The sequence below is a fragment of the Streptomyces sp. NPDC048521 genome (assembly GCF_043199855.1).
Classification (GTDB): domain Bacteria; phylum Actinomycetota; class Actinomycetes; order Streptomycetales; family Streptomycetaceae; genus Streptomyces.
The window spans coordinates 103,179-122,461 of the sequence record NZ_JBICWR010000010.1 but is presented as its reverse complement, the minus strand read 5'-3'; the positions used below and the strand labels follow the sequence as shown (position 1 = coordinate 122,461).

Sequence of the window (19,283 nt, the reverse complement as noted above, 5' to 3'; positions counted from 1 at the left end):
TCTCGGTCGGGGTGGGTCAGAACACCGGTAGTGCCGTGAGTGCGTTGCCGTCCAGGAGGAAGACGCGGTTGGCGGCGGTGAGCCAGGAGCGGCTGGCCAGGCAGGGGCCGATCAGGGCCTGGCAGGCGGGCGGGACGCGGCCCAGTTCGGGGTCGTCCGCGAGGTGGTGGTGCAGCACCTGCCCATGCCGCCCTCGCCGAGGAGCCGGTAGAGCCCGAGGCGGATCGGATCTCCGGTGTCCAGTGGCTTCATATCCGGTGCTGCTCTTCGCACGAGTTCCGCATGGCTCGACAGGCGCGGGAGGGGCCCTGCCGCTCGCTGCCCGGTGCGATGGTCATGGCGCTCGCTCCTCGTCGCCTGTGCCCAGGGGCAAGGATCGTCGCTTTCATGCTAGGCGGACTCCTGGAGGCCGGTTCGGCAGTCGCGGCAGCGGCCCGGCGCCGGTGCGCGGAAGGCGCGGTCGCAGTTCTCGCAGGTCTGGAGGGGGTGCCGGACGGCTGGGGGCGGCTCGGGTGCGCGGTATGGAGGAAGGGGCGGGAGTCCGGCCGCCAAGCGGTGGGCCAGCAGGGCGGCCGGACGGATCAGGGGTTCCTCCGGCAGGCCCGTGGTCAGGGCGTGGCGTACGGCGGTGGGGGTGAGGTCCCGCTCCAGCCAGGCCGCGACACCGGGGGCGAGGTGCTCGGTCTCGGTGGCGGACAGGAGCAGGCGGGGGTCCGTGCGACGCAGGTCCGCGAGGACGCCGGTGGCCGCCCGCAGGAGGGCGGGGGAGGGGCACGCGGGCTTGGGTACGGCGGGGAGGGCCGCGCGGCGAGCGGGCTTCTGCTGCGCCGCGGTGGCCGCCCGGCGCGTTCGCGGGGCCTCGGACGCCTCACGCCGGTGGCCCGGCTGGTTGCAGGAGACCGTGCGGGTGACGATACGGCCGCCGGGGACGCGGGCGCGTTCGCGGCGCAGGTAGCCGTGGGCCTCCAGCTCGCGCAGCGCGGCGGCGATACGGGTCGCGCCCTCGGGGAAGCGGGCGGCGAGGCTCTTGATGTCGACGCGGGCGCCGGGCGGCAGCGACTGGATGTGGCAGGCCAGCCCGATCGCGAGGAGCGAGAGGTCCGGGTGCTGGGCGAGGTGGTTGCCGATCACCGTGAACCGGGTGGTGTGGCGGGTGTGGTCGTGGACGAGCCCGCCGCTGTGAGGGGCCCGGTTCGGGTGGTTGTCGGCGGTAACAGGGGACGAGGCGCACGGGGGCGCGCTAGGGTTTTCAACATCCATCGGGAAGTTGGAGCCTTCCTCGGTGGTCAGGCCCTCGCACGGGATCGCTAGTCCCGGCGAGGGCCGACGCATGTGTGGTCGTGTCGCGCCGAGCGTAAGGCAGGCAACCCGCCCGAAATCCGGCCGAGTTGGACGTATTCACCCTCGCGGGTGAGTCAGCGCCGTGGGTGGGAGGGGTGGGGCTTGGCGGGGTTCTTTCACCTCGTTGTTCCTTGGGGAAAGCCGCCCATGGCGCCGGAGCATGGGGTGTCGGGTTCCGGTGCGGTGAGAGCGACCTCGGCCCAGACGATCTTGCGCGGGTGCCGCCCCTGGGTGACGGCCCAGCGGGTGGCGAGGGCCGCTACGAGGACGAGTGGAAGTCACGGCCGCGTGTTCCTGGCCACCATCCACATCCGCGACTCCGAGAACCCCGACACCCCCTCCCCCGTGCGCGGGGTGCGCCGCGATCTGACGCAGTCCCAGGTGTATCTGGGCCTGCTGGACACCAGGGATCAGCGCAAGCAGGTGGTGATCCGGGCGTACCTGACCGCTACCGCGGAACAGCACGACGCCGTCCTGGCGGATTTCCAGGCGTTCGTCCGGACGGTCCGCCCGCATACCGAGCAGTGGTCGACCATTCACAGGCGGTTCTTCTGATGGGGCTTTTCGATCTGTTCACCGGCACCAGGCGCCCTGGCAGCGGGGTCGCGGCACGGCCGCCCGGGGAGGTGCGGGCGGCGCTGCTGGCGGTCGGCGGACCGGACGTGCCGTACACCGTGCGAGAGGGCGCCGCCGACGGCGCCGAGCTGGTGGCGGAGTGGTGCGTCCGGGATCCCGCCTGGCACGCCTTCTTCACCCGGACACAGCTGAGCCGGACCCTTGAGATCCGGATGCGTCTGGTCCCGGAGCGTCGTGAGGTCCGCGCCCTCGACCGGGAGTGGGAGGTCACCTGGGTCGGCGGAACGCCCAGGCTGGCCTTGTCCAAGGAGCAGTCCCGCGGGCAGGTCAGGACCGTCTCGCGGCGCTGGACGGTGGACCGGGGGAGCGACGGCAGGCTCCGGATGACGCAGGACTTCCGCTTCGACTCCGCGGAACTGAAGACACCCCTGCAGGAAGCTGTGCTCCGTATGGGATGGGTATGGCGAGGGGTTCTGTTCAAACTCTGATCACCGGTCTGCGATCACGCCGCACGCATCCCTTCGGTTTGACCTACGTCACCTTAGGGGTAATCTCTTCGGCTCGATTGGCCAGGCCCCTGCCCCATATGGCAGACTGTCCGAGTTGCTCGGTCGAGTGTTGATGCTGCGCGCCTCCCGCCGGGAGGACCGGAAGCGAGTCCCACAGTACTCGTCGTCCTAACTGCCCTCGGGCAGCACTGGGGCGGACGTACGGGAATCTTCCGGGAAGTGTGGGCGCGGCACCGACCAGGCGCCCGGTGGGCCTTCCGACCCCCGGTCTGCGGTTCCGGAAGGGCCGTGCGCATTCCCAGCAGGGATGTTCGAACAAGGGACATCTGTGTCAGCGGGAGCGCGACACGCCCGACCGCGTGGGTCGGAGAACGAAGGCGGAACCACCGGGTTCCGGAGCGTAAGAGAGACAGGACTACTGAGTAGCCATGGCGGGACAGAAGATCCGCATCCGGCTCAAGGCCTACGACCACGAGGTCATCGACTCCTCGGCGAAGAAGATCGTCGAGACGGTGACCCGCACTGGTGCGTCGGTCGCGGGCCCGGTGCCGCTGCCCACTGAGAAGAACGTGTACTGCGTCATCAAGTCGCCGCACAAGTACAAGGACTCGCGCGAGCACTTCGAGATGCGCACGCACAAGCGCCTGATCGACATCCTCGACCCGACCCCCAAGACCGTTGACTCTCTGATGCGACTCGACCTCCCGGCCGGTGTCGACATCGAGATCAAGCTCTGAGGCCGGTGATCTGAAAGATGGCTAAGCAGATCAAGGGCATCCTGGGCGAGAAGCTCGGCATGACGCAGGTGTGGGACGAGAACAACCGTGTTGTTCCGGTCACCGTCGTCAAGGCCGGCCCCAACGTCGTCACCCAGGTCCGTACGAATGACGTCGACGGCTACGAGTCCGTCCAGATCGCGTTCGGCGAGATCGACCCGCGCAAGGTGAACAAGCCCCTCAAGGGCCACTTCGCCAAGGCCGACGTCACTCCCCGCCGCCACCTCGTCGAGATCCGTACCGCTGACGCCAGCGAGTACACCCTCGGCCAGGAGATCACCGCCGAGGTGTTCGAGGCCGGCATCAAGGTCGACGTGACCGGCAAGAGCAAGGGCAAGGGCTTCGCCGGTGTCATGAAGCGTCACAACTTCAAGGGCCTCGGCGCCGGACACGGCACCCAGCGCAAGCACCGCTCGCCCGGTTCCATCGGTGGCTGCGCCACCCCGGGCCGCGTGTTCAAGGGCCTCCGCATGGCGGGTCGCATGGGCAACGAGCGGGTCACCACCCAGAACCTGACCGTCCACGCCGTTGACGCGGAGAAGGGTCTGCTGCTCATCAAGGGCGCGGTTCCCGGTCCGAACGGCGGCCTCGTCCTGGTCCGCACCGCGGCCAAGGGGGCCTGAGGTAACCGATGAGCACTGTTGACATCCTTTCGCCGGCGGGCGACAAGGCCGGTTCCGTCGAGCTCCCCGCGGAGATCTTCGACGCCAAGGTCAGCGTTCCGCTGATCCACCAGGTCGTCGTCGCGCAGCTGGCCGCTGCCCGTCAGGGCACGCACAAGACCAAGACCCGCGGTGAAGTCCGTGGCGGTGGCAAGAAGCCTTACCGCCAGAAGGGCACCGGTCGCGCCCGCCAGGGTTCGACCCGCGCGCCGCAGTTCGCCGGTGGTGGCGTCGTGCACGGTCCCGTGCCGCGTGACTACTCGCAGCGGACCCCGAAGAAGATGAAGGCCGCCGCCCTGCGCGGTGCCCTCACCGACCGGGCGCGTCACAACCGCATCCACGTCGTCTCCGGCGTGGTCGAGGGCGACAACCCGTCCACGAAGGCCGCGAAGAGCCTGTTCGGCAAGATCTCGGAGCGCAAGAACCTGCTCCTGGTCGTCGACCGCTCCGACGAGGCCGCGTGGCTGTCCGCCCGCAACCTGCCCCAGGTCCACATCCTGGAGCCGGGCCAGCTGAACACGTACGACGTTCTCGTCTCGGACGACGTGGTCTTCACCCAGGCCGCTTTCGAGTCCTTCGTCGCCGGCCCGAAGGCCAACGACACCGAAGGGAGCGAGGCCTGATGGCTACGCGTCACCCGAGCATCGCCTCGAAGGCCGCCAAGGCCGCCAAGGCCGCGCGCGTCGCCAAGGCGCGTCGCCACGCCACCGAGGGCAAGAACACCGTCGAGACCCCGCTGAGCAAGTCGTACACGGACCCCCGTGACGTCCTGCTGAAGCCGGTCGTCTCGGAGAAGAGCTACGCGCTCCTCGACGAGAACAAGTACACGTTCATCGTCGACCCGAACGCCAACAAGACCCAGATCAAGCAGGCCGTCCAGGCGGTCTTCTCGGTCAAGGTCACCGGGGTCAACACGATCAACCGCCAGGGCAAGCGCAAGCGGACCCGCACGGGCTTCGGCCAGCGTGCCGGCACCAAGCGCGCGATCGTGACCCTCGCCGAGGGCGACCGTATCGACATCTTCGGCGGTCCGACCGCCTAAGGGCGGTCCGGATCGTCCGATATCGGACGAGGACTGAGAAATGGGAATCCGCAAGTACAAGCCGACTACGCCGGGCCGTCGTGGCGCCAGCGTCGCCGACTTCGTCGAGGTCACGCGGTCCACGCCGGAGAAGTCGCTGGTCCGCCCGCTGCACAGCAAGGGCGGCCGTAACAACGCCGGTCGTGTGACCGTTCGCCACCAGGGTGGCGGACACAAGCGCGCCTACCGCGTGATCGACTTCCGTCGTCACGACAAGGACGGCGTGCCGGCGAAGGTCGCGCACATCGAGTACGACCCCAACCGCACCGCGCGCATCGCGCTGCTGCACTACGCCGACGGCGAGAAGCGCTACATCCTCGCCCCGCGCAACCTGCAGCAGGGTGACCGTGTCGAGAACGGTCCCGGGGCCGACATCAAGCCGGGCAACAACCTGGCCCTCCGCAACATCCCGGTCGGTACCACGATCCACGCGATCGAGCTCCGTCCCGGTGGCGGTGCCAAGTTCGCCCGCTCCGCCGGTGCCTCCGTGCAGCTGCTCGCGAAGGAGGGCTCGATGGCCCACCTCCGCATGCCGTCCGGTGAGATCCGCCTGGTCGACGTCCGCTGCCGCGCCACCATCGGCGAGGTCGGCAACGCCGAGCAGAGCAACATCAACTGGGGCAAGGCGGGCCGCAAGCGGTGGCTGGGCGTTCGCCCGACCGTCCGTGGTGTGGTCATGAACCCGGTTGACCACCCGCACGGTGGTGGTGAGGGCCGGACCTCCGGTGGTCGCCACCCTGTGTCCCCGTGGGGCAAGAAGGAAGGCCGTACTCGTTCGCCCAAGAAGGCGTCGAACAAGTACATCGTCCGCCGCCGCAAGACGAACAAGAAGCGCTAAGGACGGGTTGAGATGCCTCGTAGCTTGAAGAAGGGACCCTTCGTCGACGACCACCTGATCAAGAAGGTGGACGCCCAGAACGAAGCGGGCTCTAAGAACGTCATCAAGACCTGGTCCCGTCGCTCGATGATCGTCCCGGCCATGCTCGGCCACACGATCGCGGTGCACAACGGCAAGACCCACATCCCGGTGTTCGTCACCGAGTCGATGGTCGGCCACAAGCTCGGCGAGTTCTCGCCGACCCGCACCTTCCGGGGCCACGTCAAGGAAGACCGGAAGTCGAAGCGCCGCTAGTAGCGGATCGCATTCAGACACGTAAGTAACTGAAGGGACAACCATGGAAGCCAGGGCCCAGGCGCGGTACATCCGCGTCACGCCCATGAAGGCCCGCCGCGTGGTGGACCTCATCCGTGGCATGGACGCCACGGAGGCCCAGGCCGTCCTGCGATTCGCTCCGCAGGCCGCCTCCGTGCCGGTCGGCAAGGTGCTGGACAGCGCCATCGCCAACGCCGCGCACAACTACGACCACACCGATGTCGACAGCCTCTTCATCTCCGAGGCCTACGTCGACGAGGGCCCGACCCTGAAGCGGTTCCGTCCGCGTGCCCAGGGCCGTGCCTACCGGATCCGCAAGCGGACCAGCCACATCACCGTGGTCGTCAGCAGCAAGGAAGGAACCCGGTAATGGGCCAGAAGGTAAACCCGCACGGGTTCCGGCTCGGTGTCACGACCGACTTCAAGTCGCGTTGGTACGCCGACAAGCTCTACAAGGACTACGTCAAGGAAGACGTCGCCATCCGTCGGATGATGACGTCCGGCATGGAGCGTGCCGGCATCTCCAAGGTGGAGATCGAGCGCACCCGTGACCGCGTGCGTGTGGACATCCACACCGCTCGTCCCGGCATCGTCATCGGCCGCCGTGGCGCCGAGGCCGACCGCATCCGCGGTGACCTCGAGAAGCTCACGGGCAAGCAGGTCCAGCTGAACATCCTCGAGGTCAAGAACCCCGAGACCGACGCTCAGCTGGTTGCCCAGGCCGTCGCCGAGCAGCTCTCCTCCCGCGTCTCCTTCCGCCGTGCCATGCGCAAGAGCATGCAGTCGGCGATGAAGGCCGGCGCCAAGGGCATCAAGATCCAGTGCGGTGGCCGCCTCGGCGGCGCCGAGATGTCCCGCTCGGAGTTCTACCGCGAGGGCCGCGTGCCCCTGCACACGCTCCGCGCGAACGTGGACTACGGCTTCTTCGAGGCCAAGACGACCTTCGGCCGCATCGGCGTGAAGGTCTGGATCTACAAGGGCGACGTCAAGAACATCGCCGAGGTCCGCGCCGAGAACGCTGCGGCCCGTGCGGGTAACCGCCCGGCCCGTGGCGGTGCCGACCGCCCGGCCCGTGGTGGCCGCGGTGGCGAGCGGCGCGGTCGCAAGCCGCAGCAGGCTGCCGGCGCCGAGGCCCCCAAGGCCGAGGCTCCCGCCGCCGCTCCGGCTGAGAGCACCGGAACGGAGGCCTGACCGTCATGCTGATCCCCCGTAGGGTCAAGCACCGCAAGCAGCACCACCCGAAGCGCAACGGAATGTCCAAGGGTGGAACGCAGGTTGCGTTCGGCGAGTACGGCATCCAGGCGCTGACCCCGGCCTACGTGACGAACCGCCAGATCGAGGCGGCTCGTATCGCGATGACCCGCCACATCAAGCGTGGCGGCAAGGTCTGGATCAACATCTACCCGGACCGTCCCCTCACCAAGAAGCCGGCCGAGACCCGCATGGGTTCCGGTAAGGGTTCTCCGGAGTGGTGGATCGCCAACGTCAAGCCCGGACGCGTCATGTTCGAGCTGTCGTACCCCAACGAGAAGATCGCCCGTGAGGCGCTGACTCGTGCGGCCCACAAGCTGCCGATGAAGTGCCGGATCGTCAAGCGCGAGGCAGGTGAAGCGTGATGTCGGCCGGTACCAAGGCGTCCGAGCTGCGCGAGCTGGGCAACGAGGAGCTTCTGGCGAAGCTCCGCGAGGCCAAGGAAGAGCTGTTCAACCTCCGCTTCCAGGCGGCGACGGGCCAGCTCGAGAACCACGGTCGGCTGAAGGCCGTCCGTAAGGACATCGCGCGGATCTACACCCTGATGCGCGAGCGCGAGCTGGGCATCGAAACGGTGGAGAACGCATGAGCGAGAACAACGTGACTGAGCAGAACACCGAGGCGCGCGGCTTCCGCAAGACGCGTGAGGGCCTCGTCGTCAGCGACAAGATGGACAAGACCGTCGTCGTCGCCGTCGAGGACCGCGTCAAGCACGCGCTGTACGGCAAGGTCATCCGCCGTACGAACAAGCTCAAGGCGCACGACGAGCAGAACGCCGCGGGTGTCGGCGACCGCGTCCTCCTCATGGAGACCCGGCCGCTGTCCGCGACGAAGCGCTGGCGCGTCGTCGAGATCCTCGAGAAGGCCAAGTAATTCCTGCGGGGCAAACCCCGCAGGTCAGTTCCGCCAGGCTCCGGGGGCCGCTGAGAGGCGGCCCCCGGGGAACCGGCAGACGATCAGGAGATAGACGTGATCCAGCAGGAGTCGCGACTGCGTGTCGCCGACAACACTGGTGCGAAGGAGATCCTTTGCATCCGTGTGCTCGGTGGCTCCGGTCGCCGCTACGCGGGCATCGGTGACGTCATCGTCGCCACCGTCAAGGACGCGATCCCCGGTGGCAACGTGAAGAAGGGTGACGTCGTCAAGGCGGTCATCGTTCGCACCGTCAAGGAGCGCCGCCGTCCGGACGGCTCGTACATCCGCTTCGACGAGAACGCCGCCGTCATTCTGAAGAACGACGGCGACCCTCGCGGCACCCGCATCTTCGGCCCGGTCGGGCGTGAGCTGCGCGAGAAGAAGTTCATGAAGATCATCTCGCTGGCTCCGGAGGTGCTGTAAGCATGAAGATCAAGAAGGGCGACCTGGTCCAGGTCATCACCGGCAAGGACAAGGGCAAGCAGGGCAAGGTCATCGCGGCCTACCCCCGCGAGGACCGCGTCCTGGTCGAGGGTGTCAACCGGGTCAAGAAGCACACCAAGGCCGGTCCGACCGCTCGCGGTTCGCAGGCCGGCGGCATCGTGACCACCGAGGCCCCCATCCACGTGTCCAACGTTCAGCTGGTCGTGGAGAAGGACGGCAACAAGGTCGTCACGCGTGTCGGTTACCGCTTCGACGAAGAGGGCAACAAGATCCGCGTTGCCAAGCGGACGGGTGAGGACATCTGATGGCTACCACCACCACTCCGCGTCTGAAGCAGAAGTACCGCGAGGAGATCGCGGGCAAGCTGCGTGACGAATTCAAGTACGAGAACGTCATGCAGGTTCCCGGCCTCGTCAAGATCGTGGTCAACATGGGTGTGGGCGACGCCGCCCGCGACTCCAAGCTGATCGAGGGCGCCATCCGCGACCTCACCACGATCACCGGTCAGAAGCCGGCCGTCACCAAGGCCCGCAAGTCCATCGCGCAGTTCAAGCTGCGTGAGGGTCAGCCGATCGGTGCCCACGTCACGCTCCGTGGCGACCGCATGTGGGAGTTCCTGGACCGCACCCTGTCGCTCGCGCTCCCGCGCATCCGCGACTTCCGTGGTCTGTCCCCCAAGCAGTTCGACGGCCGTGGCAACTACACCTTCGGTCTCACGGAGCAGGTCATGTTCCACGAGATCGACCAGGACAAGATCGACCGTGTCCGGGGTATGGACATCACCGTGGTGACCACGGCGACCAACGACGAAGAGGGCCGCGCCCTTCTCCGTCACCTCGGCTTCCCGTTCAAGGAGGCGTGAGCGAGATGGCGAAGAAGGCTCTCATCGCGAAGGCTGCTCGCAAGCCCAAGTTCGGCGTGCGTGGCTACACGCGCTGCCAGCGCTGCGGCCGTCCCCACTCCGTGTACCGCAAGTTCGGCCTCTGCCGCGTGTGCCTTCGTGAGATGGCTCACCGTGGCGAGCTGCCGGGCGTGACCAAGAGCTCCTGGTAATCCCCACTTTTAGGGATTCCTGGACCTCTCGGTAAGCAACTGGGTCGGCAGAGGCCCATCCCCTCATGGCTTAGGCTAGGAGGGTTGGGCCTCTGCCGCCCTGGATCGACTTACTACGCCGTAGGTCCCCGCACCGCACCCGTCCCGTCTGCAGAAGTACGGGGAGAGGGATGGCGCATATAGGAAACCCCGGCGAGAAAGGCCACAGGCCAATTCATGACCATGACTGATCCGATCGCAGACATGCTTACGCGTCTGCGGAACGCGAACTCGGCTTACCACGACTCGGTGTCGATGCCGCACTCCAAGATCAAGTCGCACATCGCGGAGATCCTCCAGCAGGAGGGCTTCATCACGGGCTGGAAGGTCGAGGACGCCGAGGTCGGCAAGAACCTCGTTCTCGAGCTGAAGTTCGGCCCGAACCGTGAGCGCTCCATCGCGGGCATCAAGCGGATCTCCAAGCCCGGTCTCCGGGTGTACGCGAAGTCCACCAACCTGCCGAAGGTGCTCGGCGGCCTGGGCGTGGCGATCATCTCCACGTCGCACGGGCTCCTCACCGACAAGCAGGCCGGCAAGAAGGGCGTGGGTGGGGAAGTCCTCGCCTACGTCTGGTAGCAGAAGGGAACGGAGGAAACAGCTATGTCGCGCATCGGCAAGCTCCCCATCGCGGTTCCCGCCGGCGTGGACGTCACCATCGACGGCCGTACGGTTTCGGTCAAGGGCCCCAAGGGCTCGCTGACCCACACCGTCGTGGCGCCGATCGACATCGCCAAGGGCGAGGACGGCACCCTGCAGGTGACCCGCCCCAACGACGAGCGTCAGAGCAAGGCCCTGCACGGCCTGTCCCGCACGCTGGTGGCGAACATGATCACCGGCGTGACCCAGGGTTACGTGAAGAAGCTCGAGATCAGTGGTGTCGGTTACCGCGTGACCGCCAAGGGTTCGAACCTCGAGTTCGCGCTCGGCTACAGCCACCCGATCGTGGTCGAGGCCCCCGAGGGCATCACCTTCAAGGTGGAGTCCCCGACCCGTTTCTCGGTCGAGGGCATCGACAAGCAGAAGGTCGGCGAGGTTGCGGCCAACATCCGCAAGCTGCGCAAGCCCGACCCGTACAAGGCCAAGGGCGTCAAGTACGAGGGCGAAGTCATCCGCCGCAAGGTCGGAAAGGCGGGTAAGTAAGCCATGGCATACGGGCAGAAGATCCTCAAGGGCGACGCCTACAAGCGTGCTGCTATCAAGCGTCGTCACATCCGGATCCGCAAGAAGGTCTCGGGTACCGCCGAGCGTCCCCGTCTGGTCGTGACCCGCTCCAACCGCCACATCGTGGCGCAGGTGATCGACGACCTGAAGGGCCACACCGTGGCGTCGGCGTCCACGCTGGACGCGTCGATCCGCGGTGGCGAGGGCGACAAGTCCGCGCAGGCCAAGCAGGTCGGCGCCCTGGTCGCCGAGCGTGCCAAGGCCGCCGGTGTCGAGGCCGTCGTGTTCGACCGTGGTGGTAACCAGTACGCCGGGCGCATCGCCGCCCTGGCGGACGCCGCCCGCGAGGCCGGACTCAAGTTCTGAGTCGGTTCCGTAGCTAGCGGAGACAGAGAGAGGTAATTCCAATGGCTGGACCCCAGCGCCGCGGTGGCGGTGCCGGTGGCGGCGAGCGGCGGGACCGGAAGGGCCGTGACGGCGGCGCAGCTGCCGCCGAGAAGACCGCGTACGTTGAGCGCGTCGTCGCGATCAACCGCGTCGCCAAGGTTGTGAAGGGTGGTCGTCGCTTCAGCTTCACCGCGCTGGTCGTGGTGGGCGACGGTGACGGCACCGTGGGTGTCGGGTACGGCAAGGCCAAGGAGGTGCCGGCCGCCATCGCCAAGGGCGTTGAGGAGGCCAAGAAGCACTTCTTCAAGGTCCCCCGTATCCAGGGCACCATCCCCCACCCCATCCAGGGTGAGAAGGCTGCCGGCGTCGTGCTGCTCAAGCCCGCGTCCCCGGGTACCGGTGTTATCGCCGGTGGTCCGGTGCGTGCCGTGCTCGAGTGCGCCGGTATCCACGACGTGCTGTCGAAGTCGCTCGGCTCCGACAACGCGATCAACATCGTGCACGCGACCGTGGAGGCCCTGAAGGGTCTGCAGCGTCCCGAGGAGATCGCGGCCCGCCGTGGTCTGCCGCTCGAGGACGTCGCTCCCGCGGCCCTGCTGCGTGCGCGTGCCGGGGCGGGTGCGTAATCATGGCGCAGCTCAAGATCACGCAGGTCAAGTCCTACATCGGCAGCAAGCAGAACCACCGTGACACCCTGCGGTCGCTTGGTCTCAAGGGGATCAACACCGTGGTCGTCAAGGAGGACCGCCCCGAGTTCCGCGGCATGGTGCACACCGTCCGCCACCTCGTGACGGTCGAGGAGGTCGACTGATCATGGCGGAGCAGAACCCGCTCAAGATCCACAACCTCCGTCCCGCCCCGGGCGCCAAGACCGCCAAGACCCGTGTCGGTCGTGGTGAGGCGTCGAAGGGTAAGACGGCCGGTCGTGGTACCAAGGGCACCAAGGCCCGTTACCAGGTTCCGGAGCGCTTCGAGGGCGGCCAGATGCCGCTGCACATGCGCCTCCCGAAGCTGAAGGGCTTCAAGAACCCGTTCAAGACCGAGTACCAGGTCGTGAACCTCGACAAGCTGGCCGCGCTCTACCCCGAGGGTGGCGAGGTCACGGTCGAGGGTCTGGTGGCCAAGGGTGCCGTTCGCAAGAACAGCCTCGTCAAGGTCCTCGGCCAGGGCGAGATCTCCGTGGCGCTGCAGGTGACGGTCGACGCCGTCTCCGGTTCCGCCAAGGAGAAGATCACCGCCGCCGGCGGTACGGTCACCGAGCTCGTCTGAGTCCCTCAGGCGCCTCGATGACGTGAGCGATCCCGACCGGGGATACCCCACAAAAGGGGTATCCCCGGTTGGTCGTTCCTTGGGCGGTGCTCTCGCCGGTAAGGTGGCCTGCACTGCCTGCTTTCACTGGGTGCCTCCCATGGGGCACCCTGAGCGGCAGTTGACCGTTATCTATTCGTCGAACCTCAAGACCGTCACCCTTGACGCACTTGCGCGGGGGTCGCAGGAGGCACCGTGCTCACCGCGTTCGCCCGGGCGTTCAAGACGCCCGACCTGCGCAAGAAGCTGCTCTTCACGCTGGGCATCATCGTGGTCTACCGGGTCGGTACCCACATCCCGATCCCCGGCGTCAACTACAAGGCCGTCCAGACCTGTGTGAACGAGGCACAGGGCAACCAGGGCCTGTTCGGCCTCGTGAACATGTTCAGCGGTGGTGCGCTGCTGCAGATCACGGTCTTCGCGCTCGGCATCATGCCGTACATCACGGCCAGCATCATCCTTCAGCTGCTGACCGTGGTCATCCCCCGCCTGGAAGCCCTGAAGAAGGAGGGCCAGGCCGGCACGGCGAAGATCACGCAGTACACCCGCTACCTGACCGTGGCGCTCGCCATCCTGCAGGGCACCGGCCTGGTCGCCACCGCCCGCAGCGGCGCGCTGTTCAACGGCTGTTCGGTCGCCACGAGCATCGTCCCGGACCAGGCGATCTTCACCACGATCACCATGGTGATCTGCATGACCGCCGGTACGGCCGTCGTGATGTGGCTCGGCGAGCTGGTCACCGACCGCGGCATCGGCAACGGCATGTCGATCCTGATGTTCATCTCGATCGCCGCCACCTTCCCGTCCGCGCTGTGGGCCATCAAGAAGCAGGGCACCCTGGCCGGCGGCTGGATCGAGTTCGGCACCGTGATCCTGGTCGGCCTGATCATGGTCGGGCTCGTCGTCTTCGTCGAGCAGGCCCAGCGCCGCATCCCGGTGCAGTACGCCAAGCGCATGATCGGCCGGCGCTCCTACGGTGGTACGTCCACGTACATCCCGCTCAAGGTGAACCAGGCAGGTGTGATTCCTGTCATCTTCGCCTCGTCGCTGCTCTACATCCCGGCGTTGATCGCTCAGTTCGCCGGGGGCAAATCGGGCTGGAAGACCTGGATCGAGCAGAACCTCACCAAGGGCGACCACCCGATTTACATCACGATGTACTTCTTGCTCATCGTTTTCTTCGCGTTCTTCTACGTGGCGATCTCCTTCAACCCCGAGGAAGTCGCCGACAACATGAAGAAGTATGGTGGCTTCATCCCGGGCATCCGGGCTGGCCGACCGACCGCTGAGTACCTCAGCTACGTGCTCAACCGGATCACCTGGCCGGGTTCGCTGTATCTGGGTCTGATCGCTCTCGTACCAACAGTGGCGTTGGTCGGCTTCGGGGCAAGCCAGAACTTCCCGTTCGGCGGGACCAGCATCCTGATCATCGTGGGTGTCGGTCTCGAGACGGTGAAGCAGATCGAGAGCCAGCTCCAGCAGCGCAATTACGAAGGGTTCCTCCGCTGATGCGTATCGTCCTCGTCGGGCCGCCGGGTGCTGGTAAGGGAACGCAAGCCGTCCGGCTCGCAGAGAAGCTGGCCGTCCCGCACATCTCCACGGGTGACCTGTTCCGGGCCAACATCAGCCAGCAGACCGAGCTGGGCAAGCTCGCGAAGTCCTACATGGACGCCGGCAACCTCGTTCCCGACGAGGTCACCATCGCGATGGCCAAGGACCGCATGGAGCAGCCGGACGCGGAGAACGGCTTCCTGCTGGACGGCTTCCCGCGGAACGTCTCGCAGGCCCAGGCGCTGGACGAGCTGCTGGAGACCGAGGGCATCACGCTGGACGCCGTTCTGGACCTGGAGGTCCCCGAGGACGAGGTCGTGAAGCGGATCGCCGGCCGGCGCATCTGCCGCAACGACTCCTCCCACGTCTTCCACGTGACGTACAGCCCGCCGAAGCAGGAGGGCGTGTGCGACGTCTGCGGAGGCGAGCTGTACCAGCGCGACGACGACTCCGAGGACACGGTCCGCAAGCGGCTGGAGGTCTACCACACGCAGACCGAGCCGATCATCGACTACTACAAGGCGCAGGGCCTGGTCGTGACGATCTCCGCCCTGGGCCCCGTGGACGAGATCACCCAGCGGGCGCTGGAGGCGCTGAAGCGCGAGAAGGCCGAGAACAAGTAGATCGCGGTTCTTCCGGCCGCGGTGCCCTCCCCCGGAACTGGTCCGGCGGACCCCCAGGGCGCCGCGGCCGTACTGTTGTGTAGGTAACCCAGCCGACGAGAGTGACGGAGGGCGCAGGTCCCCATGGTGCAGATCAAGACCCCCGAGCAGATCGCCAAGATGCGTGCGGCGGGCCTGGTCGTAGCCGCCGTCCACGCGGCCACGCGCGAAGCCGCCGTTCCCGGCGCCTCCACCAAGGATCTGGACGAGGTCGCCCGCAAGGTCCTCGCCGAGCACGGCGCGAAGTCGAACTTCCTGGGCTACGGCGGCTTCCCGGCGACGATCTGCACCTCGGTCAACGATGTGGTCGTGCACGGCATCCCCTCCGAGGACGTCGTCCTCAAGGACGGCGACATCATCTCCATCGACTGCGGCGCGATCGTGGACGGCTGGCACGGGGATGCCGCCTACACGGCCTTCGTCGGCTCCGGTCACGCCCCGGAGCTGATCGAGCTCTCCCGGGTGACGGAGGAGTCGATGTGGGCCGGCATCGCGGCCATGAAGCAGGGCAACCGGCTCGTCGACGTCTCCCGGGCCATCGAGACGTACATCCGCCGCCAGCCCAAGCCCGGCGGCGGCCGGTACGGGATCATCGAGGACTACGGCGGCCACGGCATCGGCACCGAGATGCACATGGACCCGCACCTGCTGAACTACGTCGACCGCCGTCGCGGCAAGGGCCCCAAGCTGGTCCCCGGCTTCTGCCTCGCGATCGAGCCGATGGTCTCCCTCGGCACCCCGAAGACCGAGGTACTCCAGGACGACTGGACGGTCATCACGACGGACGGGACCTGGTCCTCCCACTGGGAGCACTCGGTCGCGCTCACCGAACAGGGCCCCCTGGTCCTGACGGCCCCGGACGGCGGCAAGGCCAAGCTGGCCGAGCACGGCGTCACGGCTGCGCCGGATCCGCTCGCATAGTGACGCTCCGGGCGGGGCAGGCTTTCTCGATTCGCCTTTCCGGGTGCGCCGACGTAGACTGACTCGTCGGCTCTCGTGCACCCGCATGTCTTCATGCGCTCGCACTCGCCCCTCGGGGTGAGCGAGAGAGTCGATCAAGGTAGTCGATTCGAAGGGCGAAGCGTGGCCAAGAAGCAAGGTGCCATCGAGATCGAGGGCACTGTCGTCGAGTCTCTGCCGAACGCCATGTTCAAGGTCGAGCTCCAGAACGGCCACCAGGTCCTGGCACACATCAGCGGCAAGATGCGTATGCACTACATCCGCATCCTCCCTGACGACCGGGTCGTGGTGGAGCTGTCTCCGTACGACCTGACGCGTGGCCGGATCGTCTACCGGTACAAGTAGATCTTGCCCGCGCCCCGGGCCTCCCGGAGCGATGGCACTGACCCGGAGAACCTCACCCCATGAAGGTCAAGCCGAGCGTCAAGAAGATCTGCGACAAGTGCAGGGTGATCCGCCGTCACGGCCGGGTCATGGTCATCTGCGAGAACCCGCGCCACAAGCAGCGCCAGGGCTGACGCACGACCGATCCCTCTGCATCCATCGCAGAGATTCGCGCGACGCAAGCTGAATTGTTCATACGCAGGGCCCAGGCGCATGCCTGACACCCCCGGTTCGGAGGCCGGGGACCCAGTTCGTACCTGATACGGCGGCTGGGAGCCGGTCCTGCGGAAGACCTCCGACGATCACCAGGAGCCATTGAATGGCACGCGTTTCCGGTGTTGACATCCCGCGCGAAAAGCGCGTGGAGGTCGCCCTCACCTATGTGTTCGGCATCGGCCGGACCCTCTCGAAGGAGACGCTGGCTGCGACCGGCGTCGACCCGAACACCCGCGTTCGTGACCTGACCGAAGAGCAGCTGGTCGCGATCCGCGAGTACGTCGACAACAACATCAAGACCGAGGGTGACCTCCGTCGCGAGATCCAGGCCGACATCCGCCGCAAGGTCGAGATCGGCTGCTACCAGGGTCTCCGTCACCGTCGCGGTCTGCCCGTCCGCGGTCAGCGCACCAGCACCAACGCTCGCACCCGCAAGGGCCCGCGTCGCGCCATCGCCGGCAAGAAGAAGCCGGGCAAGAAGTAGTCCGCAGCGGACACCTGTCCACGGTCTTCGCTGTAGGACCGACCACCTCCCGTAGGAGTTAGTAGATGCCCCCCAAGGGACGTCAGGGCGCTGCCAAGAAGGTGCGCCGCAAGGAAAAGAAGAACGTCGCTCACGGCCACGCGCACATTAAGAGCACGTTCAACAACACGATCGTCTCGATCACGGACCCGTCCGGCAACGTGATCTCCTGGGCCTCGGCCGGCCACGTCGGCTTCAAGGGTTCCCGGAAGTCGACGCCGTTCGCCGCGCAGATGGCCGCCGAGTCGGCTGCCCGCCGCGCTCAGGAGCACGGCATGCGCAAGGTCGACGTGTTCGTCAAGGGTCCGGGTTCCGGTCGTGAGACCGCGATCCGCTCCCTGCAGGCCACGGGCCTCGAGGTCGGCTCCATCCAGGACGTCACCCCGACCCCGCACAACGGCTGCCGTCCGCCGAAGCGCCGCCGCGTCTGACGCCTGGCTGCTTCGACCGGCTTCGGGTTCCGGGCGGTACGGCTCCTTCGGGTCGTGCCGCCCGTACCCTTGCAGTACCCGCACTTTTCACGGGTGCGGTTTCCGTCGGGCGTCAAATAGCGGGCGTCCACGAATGAAGGATCTGATCCACACATGCTGATCGCTCAGCGTCCCTCGTTGACCGAAGAGGTCGTCGACGAGTTCCGCTCCCGGTTCGTGATCGAGCCGCTGGAGCCGGGCTTCGGCTACACCCTCGGCAACTCCCTGCGCCGTACCCTCCTGTCCTCGATCCCGGGTGCCGCTGTCACCAGCATCCGGATCGACGGCGTGCTGCACGAGTTCACCACCGTGCCGGGCGTCAAGGAGGACGTCACCGACCTGATCCTCAACATCAAGCAGCTGGTCGTCTCCTCGGAGCACGACGAGCCGGTCGTGATGTACCTGCGCAAGCAGGGCCCGGGTCTGGTCACCGCCGCCGACATCGCGCCCCCGGCCGGTGTCGAGGTGCACAACCCCGACCTGGTCCTCGCCACGCTCAACGGCAAGGGCAAGCTGGAGATGGAGCTGACCGTCGAGCGCGGTCGCGGCTACGTCTCGGCCGTGCAGAACAAGCAGGTGGGCCAGGAGATCGGCCGTATCCCGGTCGACTCGATCTACTCGCCGGTTCTGAAGGTCACGTACAAGGTCGAGGCCACGCGTGTCGAGCAGCGCACCGACTTCGACAAGCTGATCGTCGACGTCGAGACCAAGCAGGCCATGCGTCCGCGTGACGCCATGGCGTCGGCCGGTAAGACCCTGGTCGAGCTGTTCGGTCTCGCCCGCGAGCTGAACATCGACGCCGAGGGCATCGACATGGGTCCGTCCCCGACGGACGCCGCCCTTGCCGCTGATCTCGCCCTGCCGATCGAGGAGCTGGAGCTCACCGTCCGGTCGTACAACTGCCTCAAGCGTGAGGGCATCCACTCCGTGGGTGAGCTCGTGGCGCGTTCCGAGGCCGACCTGCTGGACATCCGCAACTTCGGTGCGAAGTCCATCGACGAGGTCAAGGCGAAGCTGGCCGGCATGGGCCTGGCCCTGAAGGACAGCCCGCCCGGATTCGACCCGACCGCCGCCGCCGACGCCTTCGGCGCCGACGACGACGCGGACGCCGGTTTCGTGGAGACCGAGCAGTACTAAGCGCTTGGCGGGGAGGCCGTACTGCGTCTGCGGGCCGGTTGTGGCTGGTCGCGCAGTTCCCCGCGCCCCTTCCAGGCCCCCTTCGGGGGGCCTGGATCTCCGACGGGCAACCGCTCGCTCGGATACTGACCCCGGTACCTGATACGGCCGGGGCAGACACACAGGAGAAGAACCATGCCGAAGCCCACCAAGGGTGCCCGTCTGGGCGGCAGCGCCGCGCACGAGAAGCTGCTCCTCGCGAACCTCGCGAAGAGCCTCTTCGAGCACGGCCGCATCACCACCACCGAGGCGAAGGCCCGCCGCCTGCGCCCGTACGCCGAGCGTCTGATCACCAAGGCGAAGAAGGGCGACCTTCACAACCGCCGCCAGGTGCTCCAGGTCATCACGGACAAGGGCGTCGTCCACACGCTCTTCACCGAGATCGGCCCGCGGTACGAGAACCGTCCCGGTGGTTACACCCGCATCACCAAGATCGGTAACCGTCGTGGCGACAACGCGCCCATGGCCGTCATCGAGTTGGTCGAGGCGCTGACGGTGCAGCAGAACGCCGTGGGTGAGGCCGAGGCCGCCACCAAGCGTGCGGTCAAGGAGGCCGACGAGGCCAAGGCCGAGGAGACCAAGGTCCAGGAGACCGAGGCCACCGAGGCTCCGGCCGAGGAGTCGAAGGACGCCTGAGGCTCTGCCTGACGCTGGAAGCGGGTTCGCCCTTCGGGGCGGGCCCGCT

Annotated in this window: 34 protein-coding genes; 32 read left to right on the top strand and 2 right to left on the bottom strand. The window is 67.1% G+C overall.

Translation table 11 applies throughout. From position 1 onward, the window contains the following. Window positions 1-16 precede the first annotated feature (16 nt). Window positions 17-178 carry a hypothetical protein gene (locus ACGFRF_RS23480; protein ID WP_393742894.1) on the bottom strand — a complete coding sequence of 54 codons (162 nt, stop codon included), beginning with the start codon at window positions 176-178 and terminating at the stop codon, window positions 17-19. Window positions 179-390: 212 nt separating this feature from the next. Continuing rightward, entirely contained in the window at window positions 391-1,260 is an 870-nt protein-coding gene (locus ACGFRF_RS23475) for a helix-turn-helix domain-containing protein (protein ID WP_393742892.1), read from the bottom strand. A 369-nt stretch (window positions 1,261-1,629) separates the two neighbouring features. Here ACGFRF_RS23475 and ACGFRF_RS23470 point away from each other — a divergent pair, with 369 nt between their 5' ends. The 32 genes from ACGFRF_RS23470 (at window position 1,630) to rplQ (ending at window position 19,234) form a co-directional block, all read left to right on the top strand. Beyond that, complete coding sequence (locus ACGFRF_RS23470) at window positions 1,630-1,896, top strand: hypothetical protein (protein WP_393742891.1); 267 nt, start codon at window positions 1,630-1,632, stop codon at window positions 1,894-1,896. After that, window positions 1,896-2,405 carry a hypothetical protein gene (locus ACGFRF_RS23465; RefSeq protein ID WP_393742889.1) on the top strand — a complete coding sequence of 170 codons (510 nt, stop codon included), beginning with the start codon at window positions 1,896-1,898 and terminating at the stop codon, window positions 2,403-2,405. Before ACGFRF_RS23470 ends, ACGFRF_RS23465 begins: the two co-directional genes overlap by 1 nt. A gap of 449 nt (window positions 2,406-2,854) precedes the next feature. Next, window positions 2,855-3,163: a 30S ribosomal protein S10 gene (gene rpsJ / locus ACGFRF_RS23460; protein WP_003948644.1), complete on the top strand. Its 309-nt coding sequence runs from the start codon at window positions 2,855-2,857 to the stop codon at window positions 3,161-3,163. Between the two features lie 17 nt (window positions 3,164-3,180). Beyond that, window positions 3,181-3,825, top strand: coding sequence for a 50S ribosomal protein L3 (gene rplC / locus ACGFRF_RS23455; RefSeq protein WP_020135811.1), 645 nt, complete (start codon window positions 3,181-3,183; stop codon window positions 3,823-3,825). Between the two features lie 8 nt (window positions 3,826-3,833). Continuing rightward, entirely contained in the window at window positions 3,834-4,487 is a 654-nt protein-coding gene (gene rplD / locus ACGFRF_RS23450; protein ID WP_393742887.1) for a 50S ribosomal protein L4, read from the top strand. After that, on the top strand, window positions 4,487-4,906 hold the full coding sequence (rplW, locus tag ACGFRF_RS23445; protein WP_393742885.1) for a 50S ribosomal protein L23: 420 nt from the start codon (window positions 4,487-4,489) through the stop codon (window positions 4,904-4,906). The genes rplD and rplW overlap by 1 nt, the downstream gene beginning before the upstream one ends. A 40-nt stretch (window positions 4,907-4,946) precedes the next feature. Then, window positions 4,947-5,783 (top strand): 50S ribosomal protein L2, encoded by an 837-nt coding sequence (rplB, locus tag ACGFRF_RS23440; protein WP_031167077.1) that lies wholly within the window; start codon window positions 4,947-4,949, stop codon window positions 5,781-5,783. Between the two features lie 12 nt (window positions 5,784-5,795). After that, window positions 5,796-6,077, top strand: coding sequence for a 30S ribosomal protein S19 (gene rpsS, locus ACGFRF_RS23435; RefSeq protein WP_095748093.1), 282 nt, complete (start codon window positions 5,796-5,798; stop codon window positions 6,075-6,077). A gap of 43 nt (window positions 6,078-6,120) precedes the next feature. Next, complete coding sequence (gene rplV, locus ACGFRF_RS23430) at window positions 6,121-6,468, top strand: 50S ribosomal protein L22 (protein ID WP_006130776.1); 348 nt, start codon at window positions 6,121-6,123, stop codon at window positions 6,466-6,468. Next, the gene (gene rpsC / locus ACGFRF_RS23425) at window positions 6,468-7,289 is read left to right on the top strand and encodes a 30S ribosomal protein S3 (RefSeq protein ID WP_014674374.1); all 822 of its coding nucleotides are present in this window, start codon (window positions 6,468-6,470) and stop codon (window positions 7,287-7,289) included. Before rplV ends, rpsC begins: the two co-directional genes overlap by 1 nt. A 5-nt stretch (window positions 7,290-7,294) precedes the next feature. After that, window positions 7,295-7,714 (top strand): 50S ribosomal protein L16, encoded by a 420-nt coding sequence (gene rplP, locus ACGFRF_RS23420; protein ID WP_009190136.1) that lies wholly within the window; start codon window positions 7,295-7,297, stop codon window positions 7,712-7,714. Further along, window positions 7,714-7,938, top strand: coding sequence for a 50S ribosomal protein L29 (gene rpmC / locus ACGFRF_RS23415; protein WP_007494763.1), 225 nt, complete (start codon window positions 7,714-7,716; stop codon window positions 7,936-7,938). Before rplP ends, rpmC begins: the two co-directional genes overlap by 1 nt. Next, window positions 7,935-8,222 carry a 30S ribosomal protein S17 gene (rpsQ, locus tag ACGFRF_RS23410; RefSeq protein ID WP_020941675.1) on the top strand — a complete coding sequence of 96 codons (288 nt, stop codon included), beginning with the start codon at window positions 7,935-7,937 and terminating at the stop codon, window positions 8,220-8,222. The genes rpmC and rpsQ overlap by 4 nt, the downstream gene beginning before the upstream one ends. A gap of 96 nt (window positions 8,223-8,318) precedes the next feature. Beyond that, window positions 8,319-8,687, top strand: coding sequence for a 50S ribosomal protein L14 (gene rplN, locus ACGFRF_RS23405; protein ID WP_003998823.1), 369 nt, complete (start codon window positions 8,319-8,321; stop codon window positions 8,685-8,687). Window positions 8,688-8,689: 2 nt separating this feature from the next. Beyond that, on the top strand, window positions 8,690-9,013 hold the full coding sequence (gene rplX, locus ACGFRF_RS23400) for a 50S ribosomal protein L24 (protein ID WP_061920721.1): 324 nt from the start codon (window positions 8,690-8,692) through the stop codon (window positions 9,011-9,013). Next, a complete protein-coding gene (gene rplE / locus ACGFRF_RS23395; RefSeq protein WP_030345436.1) occupies window positions 9,013-9,570 on the top strand; it encodes a 50S ribosomal protein L5 in 558 nt (185 codons plus the stop codon). The genes rplX and rplE overlap by 1 nt, the downstream gene beginning before the upstream one ends. A 5-nt stretch (window positions 9,571-9,575) precedes the next feature. Further along, on the top strand, window positions 9,576-9,761 hold the full coding sequence (locus tag ACGFRF_RS23390) for a type Z 30S ribosomal protein S14 (protein WP_003948630.1): 186 nt from the start codon (window positions 9,576-9,578) through the stop codon (window positions 9,759-9,761). A 216-nt stretch (window positions 9,762-9,977) separates the two neighbouring features. Beyond that, window positions 9,978-10,376, top strand: a complete 399-nt coding sequence (gene rpsH / locus ACGFRF_RS23385; protein ID WP_014674378.1) for a 30S ribosomal protein S8 — start codon at window positions 9,978-9,980, stop codon at window positions 10,374-10,376. Between the two features lie 24 nt (window positions 10,377-10,400). Further along, the gene (gene rplF, locus ACGFRF_RS23380; RefSeq protein ID WP_393742881.1) at window positions 10,401-10,940 is read left to right on the top strand and encodes a 50S ribosomal protein L6; all 540 of its coding nucleotides are present in this window, start codon (window positions 10,401-10,403) and stop codon (window positions 10,938-10,940) included. 3 nt (window positions 10,941-10,943) lie between these two features. After that, window positions 10,944-11,327: a 50S ribosomal protein L18 gene (gene rplR, locus ACGFRF_RS23375; RefSeq protein ID WP_324789181.1), complete on the top strand. Its 384-nt coding sequence runs from the start codon at window positions 10,944-10,946 to the stop codon at window positions 11,325-11,327. Between the two features lie 41 nt (window positions 11,328-11,368). Then, window positions 11,369-11,974 carry a 30S ribosomal protein S5 gene (gene rpsE / locus ACGFRF_RS23370; protein WP_009190144.1) on the top strand — a complete coding sequence of 202 codons (606 nt, stop codon included), beginning with the start codon at window positions 11,369-11,371 and terminating at the stop codon, window positions 11,972-11,974. A 2-nt stretch (window positions 11,975-11,976) separates the two neighbouring features. Further along, window positions 11,977-12,159 (top strand): 50S ribosomal protein L30, encoded by a 183-nt coding sequence (rpmD, locus tag ACGFRF_RS23365; protein WP_003998814.1) that lies wholly within the window; start codon window positions 11,977-11,979, stop codon window positions 12,157-12,159. 2 nt (window positions 12,160-12,161) lie between these two features. Next, complete coding sequence (gene rplO / locus ACGFRF_RS23360; RefSeq protein ID WP_014674382.1) at window positions 12,162-12,617, top strand: 50S ribosomal protein L15; 456 nt, start codon at window positions 12,162-12,164, stop codon at window positions 12,615-12,617. Between the two features lie 234 nt (window positions 12,618-12,851). Beyond that, entirely contained in the window at window positions 12,852-14,165 is a 1,314-nt protein-coding gene (gene secY, locus ACGFRF_RS23355) for a preprotein translocase subunit SecY (RefSeq protein ID WP_393742878.1), read from the top strand. Beyond that, window positions 14,165-14,830: an adenylate kinase gene (locus ACGFRF_RS23350; protein WP_393742876.1), complete on the top strand. Its 666-nt coding sequence runs from the start codon at window positions 14,165-14,167 to the stop codon at window positions 14,828-14,830. The genes secY and ACGFRF_RS23350 overlap by 1 nt, the downstream gene beginning before the upstream one ends. A gap of 123 nt (window positions 14,831-14,953) precedes the next feature. Then, complete coding sequence (map, locus tag ACGFRF_RS23345; RefSeq protein WP_393742874.1) at window positions 14,954-15,790, top strand: type I methionyl aminopeptidase; 837 nt, start codon at window positions 14,954-14,956, stop codon at window positions 15,788-15,790. 162 nt (window positions 15,791-15,952) lie between these two features. Beyond that, a complete protein-coding gene (gene infA, locus ACGFRF_RS23340) occupies window positions 15,953-16,174 on the top strand; it encodes a translation initiation factor IF-1 (protein WP_003948620.1) in 222 nt (73 codons plus the stop codon). Between the two features lie 59 nt (window positions 16,175-16,233). Next, window positions 16,234-16,347, top strand: a complete 114-nt coding sequence (rpmJ, locus tag ACGFRF_RS23335) for a 50S ribosomal protein L36 (RefSeq protein WP_003998809.1) — start codon at window positions 16,234-16,236, stop codon at window positions 16,345-16,347. Window positions 16,348-16,532: 185 nt separating this feature from the next. Further along, window positions 16,533-16,913 carry a 30S ribosomal protein S13 gene (gene rpsM / locus ACGFRF_RS23330; RefSeq protein ID WP_023547369.1) on the top strand — a complete coding sequence of 127 codons (381 nt, stop codon included), beginning with the start codon at window positions 16,533-16,535 and terminating at the stop codon, window positions 16,911-16,913. Between the two features lie 65 nt (window positions 16,914-16,978). After that, entirely contained in the window at window positions 16,979-17,383 is a 405-nt protein-coding gene (gene rpsK / locus ACGFRF_RS23325) for a 30S ribosomal protein S11 (protein ID WP_003956432.1), read from the top strand. A 153-nt stretch (window positions 17,384-17,536) separates the two neighbouring features. Next, the gene (locus ACGFRF_RS23320) at window positions 17,537-18,559 is read left to right on the top strand and encodes a DNA-directed RNA polymerase subunit alpha (RefSeq protein ID WP_003966937.1); all 1,023 of its coding nucleotides are present in this window, start codon (window positions 17,537-17,539) and stop codon (window positions 18,557-18,559) included. A 174-nt stretch (window positions 18,560-18,733) separates the two neighbouring features. Then, window positions 18,734-19,234, top strand: coding sequence for a 50S ribosomal protein L17 (rplQ, locus tag ACGFRF_RS23315; RefSeq protein WP_393742872.1), 501 nt, complete (start codon window positions 18,734-18,736; stop codon window positions 19,232-19,234). Window positions 19,235-19,283: the final 49 nt, after the last annotated feature.

Bases quoted from the DNA above. Each gene is read 5' to 3' on its own strand.
- rpsS (WP_095748093.1), top strand. From the start codon at position 5,796: ATGCCTCGTAGCTTGAAGAAGGGACCCTTCGTCGACGACCACCTGATC.
- rpmC (WP_007494763.1), top strand. From the start codon at position 7,714: ATGTCGGCCGGTACCAAGGCGTCCGAGCTGCGCGAGCTGGGCAACGAG.
- rpmJ (WP_003998809.1), top strand. From the start codon at position 16,234: ATGAAGGTCAAGCCGAGCGTCAAGAAGATCTGCGACAAGTGCAGGGTG.
- rplC (WP_020135811.1), top strand. From the start codon at position 3,181: ATGGCTAAGCAGATCAAGGGCATCCTGGGCGAGAAGCTCGGCATGACG.
- rplP (WP_009190136.1), top strand. From the start codon at position 7,295: ATGCTGATCCCCCGTAGGGTCAAGCACCGCAAGCAGCACCACCCGAAG.
- rplQ (WP_393742872.1), top strand. From the start codon at position 18,734: ATGCCGAAGCCCACCAAGGGTGCCCGTCTGGGCGGCAGCGCCGCGCAC.
- rpsK (WP_003956432.1), top strand. From the start codon at position 16,979: ATGCCCCCCAAGGGACGTCAGGGCGCTGCCAAGAAGGTGCGCCGCAAG.
- rpsJ (WP_003948644.1), top strand. From the start codon at position 2,855: ATGGCGGGACAGAAGATCCGCATCCGGCTCAAGGCCTACGACCACGAG.
- rplX (WP_061920721.1), top strand. From the start codon at position 8,690: ATGAAGATCAAGAAGGGCGACCTGGTCCAGGTCATCACCGGCAAGGAC.
- rplV (WP_006130776.1), top strand. From the start codon at position 6,121: ATGGAAGCCAGGGCCCAGGCGCGGTACATCCGCGTCACGCCCATGAAG.
- rpmD (WP_003998814.1), top strand. From the start codon at position 11,977: ATGGCGCAGCTCAAGATCACGCAGGTCAAGTCCTACATCGGCAGCAAG.
- rplD (WP_393742887.1), top strand. From the start codon at position 3,834: ATGAGCACTGTTGACATCCTTTCGCCGGCGGGCGACAAGGCCGGTTCC.
- ACGFRF_RS23320 (WP_003966937.1), top strand. From the start codon at position 17,537: ATGCTGATCGCTCAGCGTCCCTCGTTGACCGAAGAGGTCGTCGACGAG.
- rplB (WP_031167077.1), top strand. From the start codon at position 4,947: ATGGGAATCCGCAAGTACAAGCCGACTACGCCGGGCCGTCGTGGCGCC.
- rpsC (WP_014674374.1), top strand. From the start codon at position 6,468: ATGGGCCAGAAGGTAAACCCGCACGGGTTCCGGCTCGGTGTCACGACC.
- ACGFRF_RS23475 (WP_393742892.1), bottom strand. From the start codon at position 1,260: ATGGATGTTGAAAACCCTAGCGCGCCCCCGTGCGCCTCGTCCCCTGTT.
- rpsM (WP_023547369.1), top strand. From the start codon at position 16,533: ATGGCACGCGTTTCCGGTGTTGACATCCCGCGCGAAAAGCGCGTGGAG.
- rplW (WP_393742885.1), top strand. From the start codon at position 4,487: ATGGCTACGCGTCACCCGAGCATCGCCTCGAAGGCCGCCAAGGCCGCC.
- rplE (WP_030345436.1), top strand. From the start codon at position 9,013: ATGGCTACCACCACCACTCCGCGTCTGAAGCAGAAGTACCGCGAGGAG.
- map (WP_393742874.1), top strand. From the start codon at position 14,954: ATGGTGCAGATCAAGACCCCCGAGCAGATCGCCAAGATGCGTGCGGCG.
- ACGFRF_RS23390 (WP_003948630.1), top strand. From the start codon at position 9,576: ATGGCGAAGAAGGCTCTCATCGCGAAGGCTGCTCGCAAGCCCAAGTTC.
- rpsQ (WP_020941675.1), top strand. From the start codon at position 7,935: ATGAGCGAGAACAACGTGACTGAGCAGAACACCGAGGCGCGCGGCTTC.
- rplR (WP_324789181.1), top strand. From the start codon at position 10,944: ATGGCATACGGGCAGAAGATCCTCAAGGGCGACGCCTACAAGCGTGCT.
- rplF (WP_393742881.1), top strand. From the start codon at position 10,401: ATGTCGCGCATCGGCAAGCTCCCCATCGCGGTTCCCGCCGGCGTGGAC.
- rpsH (WP_014674378.1), top strand. From the start codon at position 9,978: ATGACCATGACTGATCCGATCGCAGACATGCTTACGCGTCTGCGGAAC.
- ACGFRF_RS23465 (WP_393742889.1), top strand. From the start codon at position 1,896: ATGGGGCTTTTCGATCTGTTCACCGGCACCAGGCGCCCTGGCAGCGGG.
- rplO (WP_014674382.1), top strand. From the start codon at position 12,162: ATGGCGGAGCAGAACCCGCTCAAGATCCACAACCTCCGTCCCGCCCCG.
- ACGFRF_RS23350 (WP_393742876.1), top strand. From the start codon at position 14,165: ATGCGTATCGTCCTCGTCGGGCCGCCGGGTGCTGGTAAGGGAACGCAA.
- rpsE (WP_009190144.1), top strand. From the start codon at position 11,369: ATGGCTGGACCCCAGCGCCGCGGTGGCGGTGCCGGTGGCGGCGAGCGG.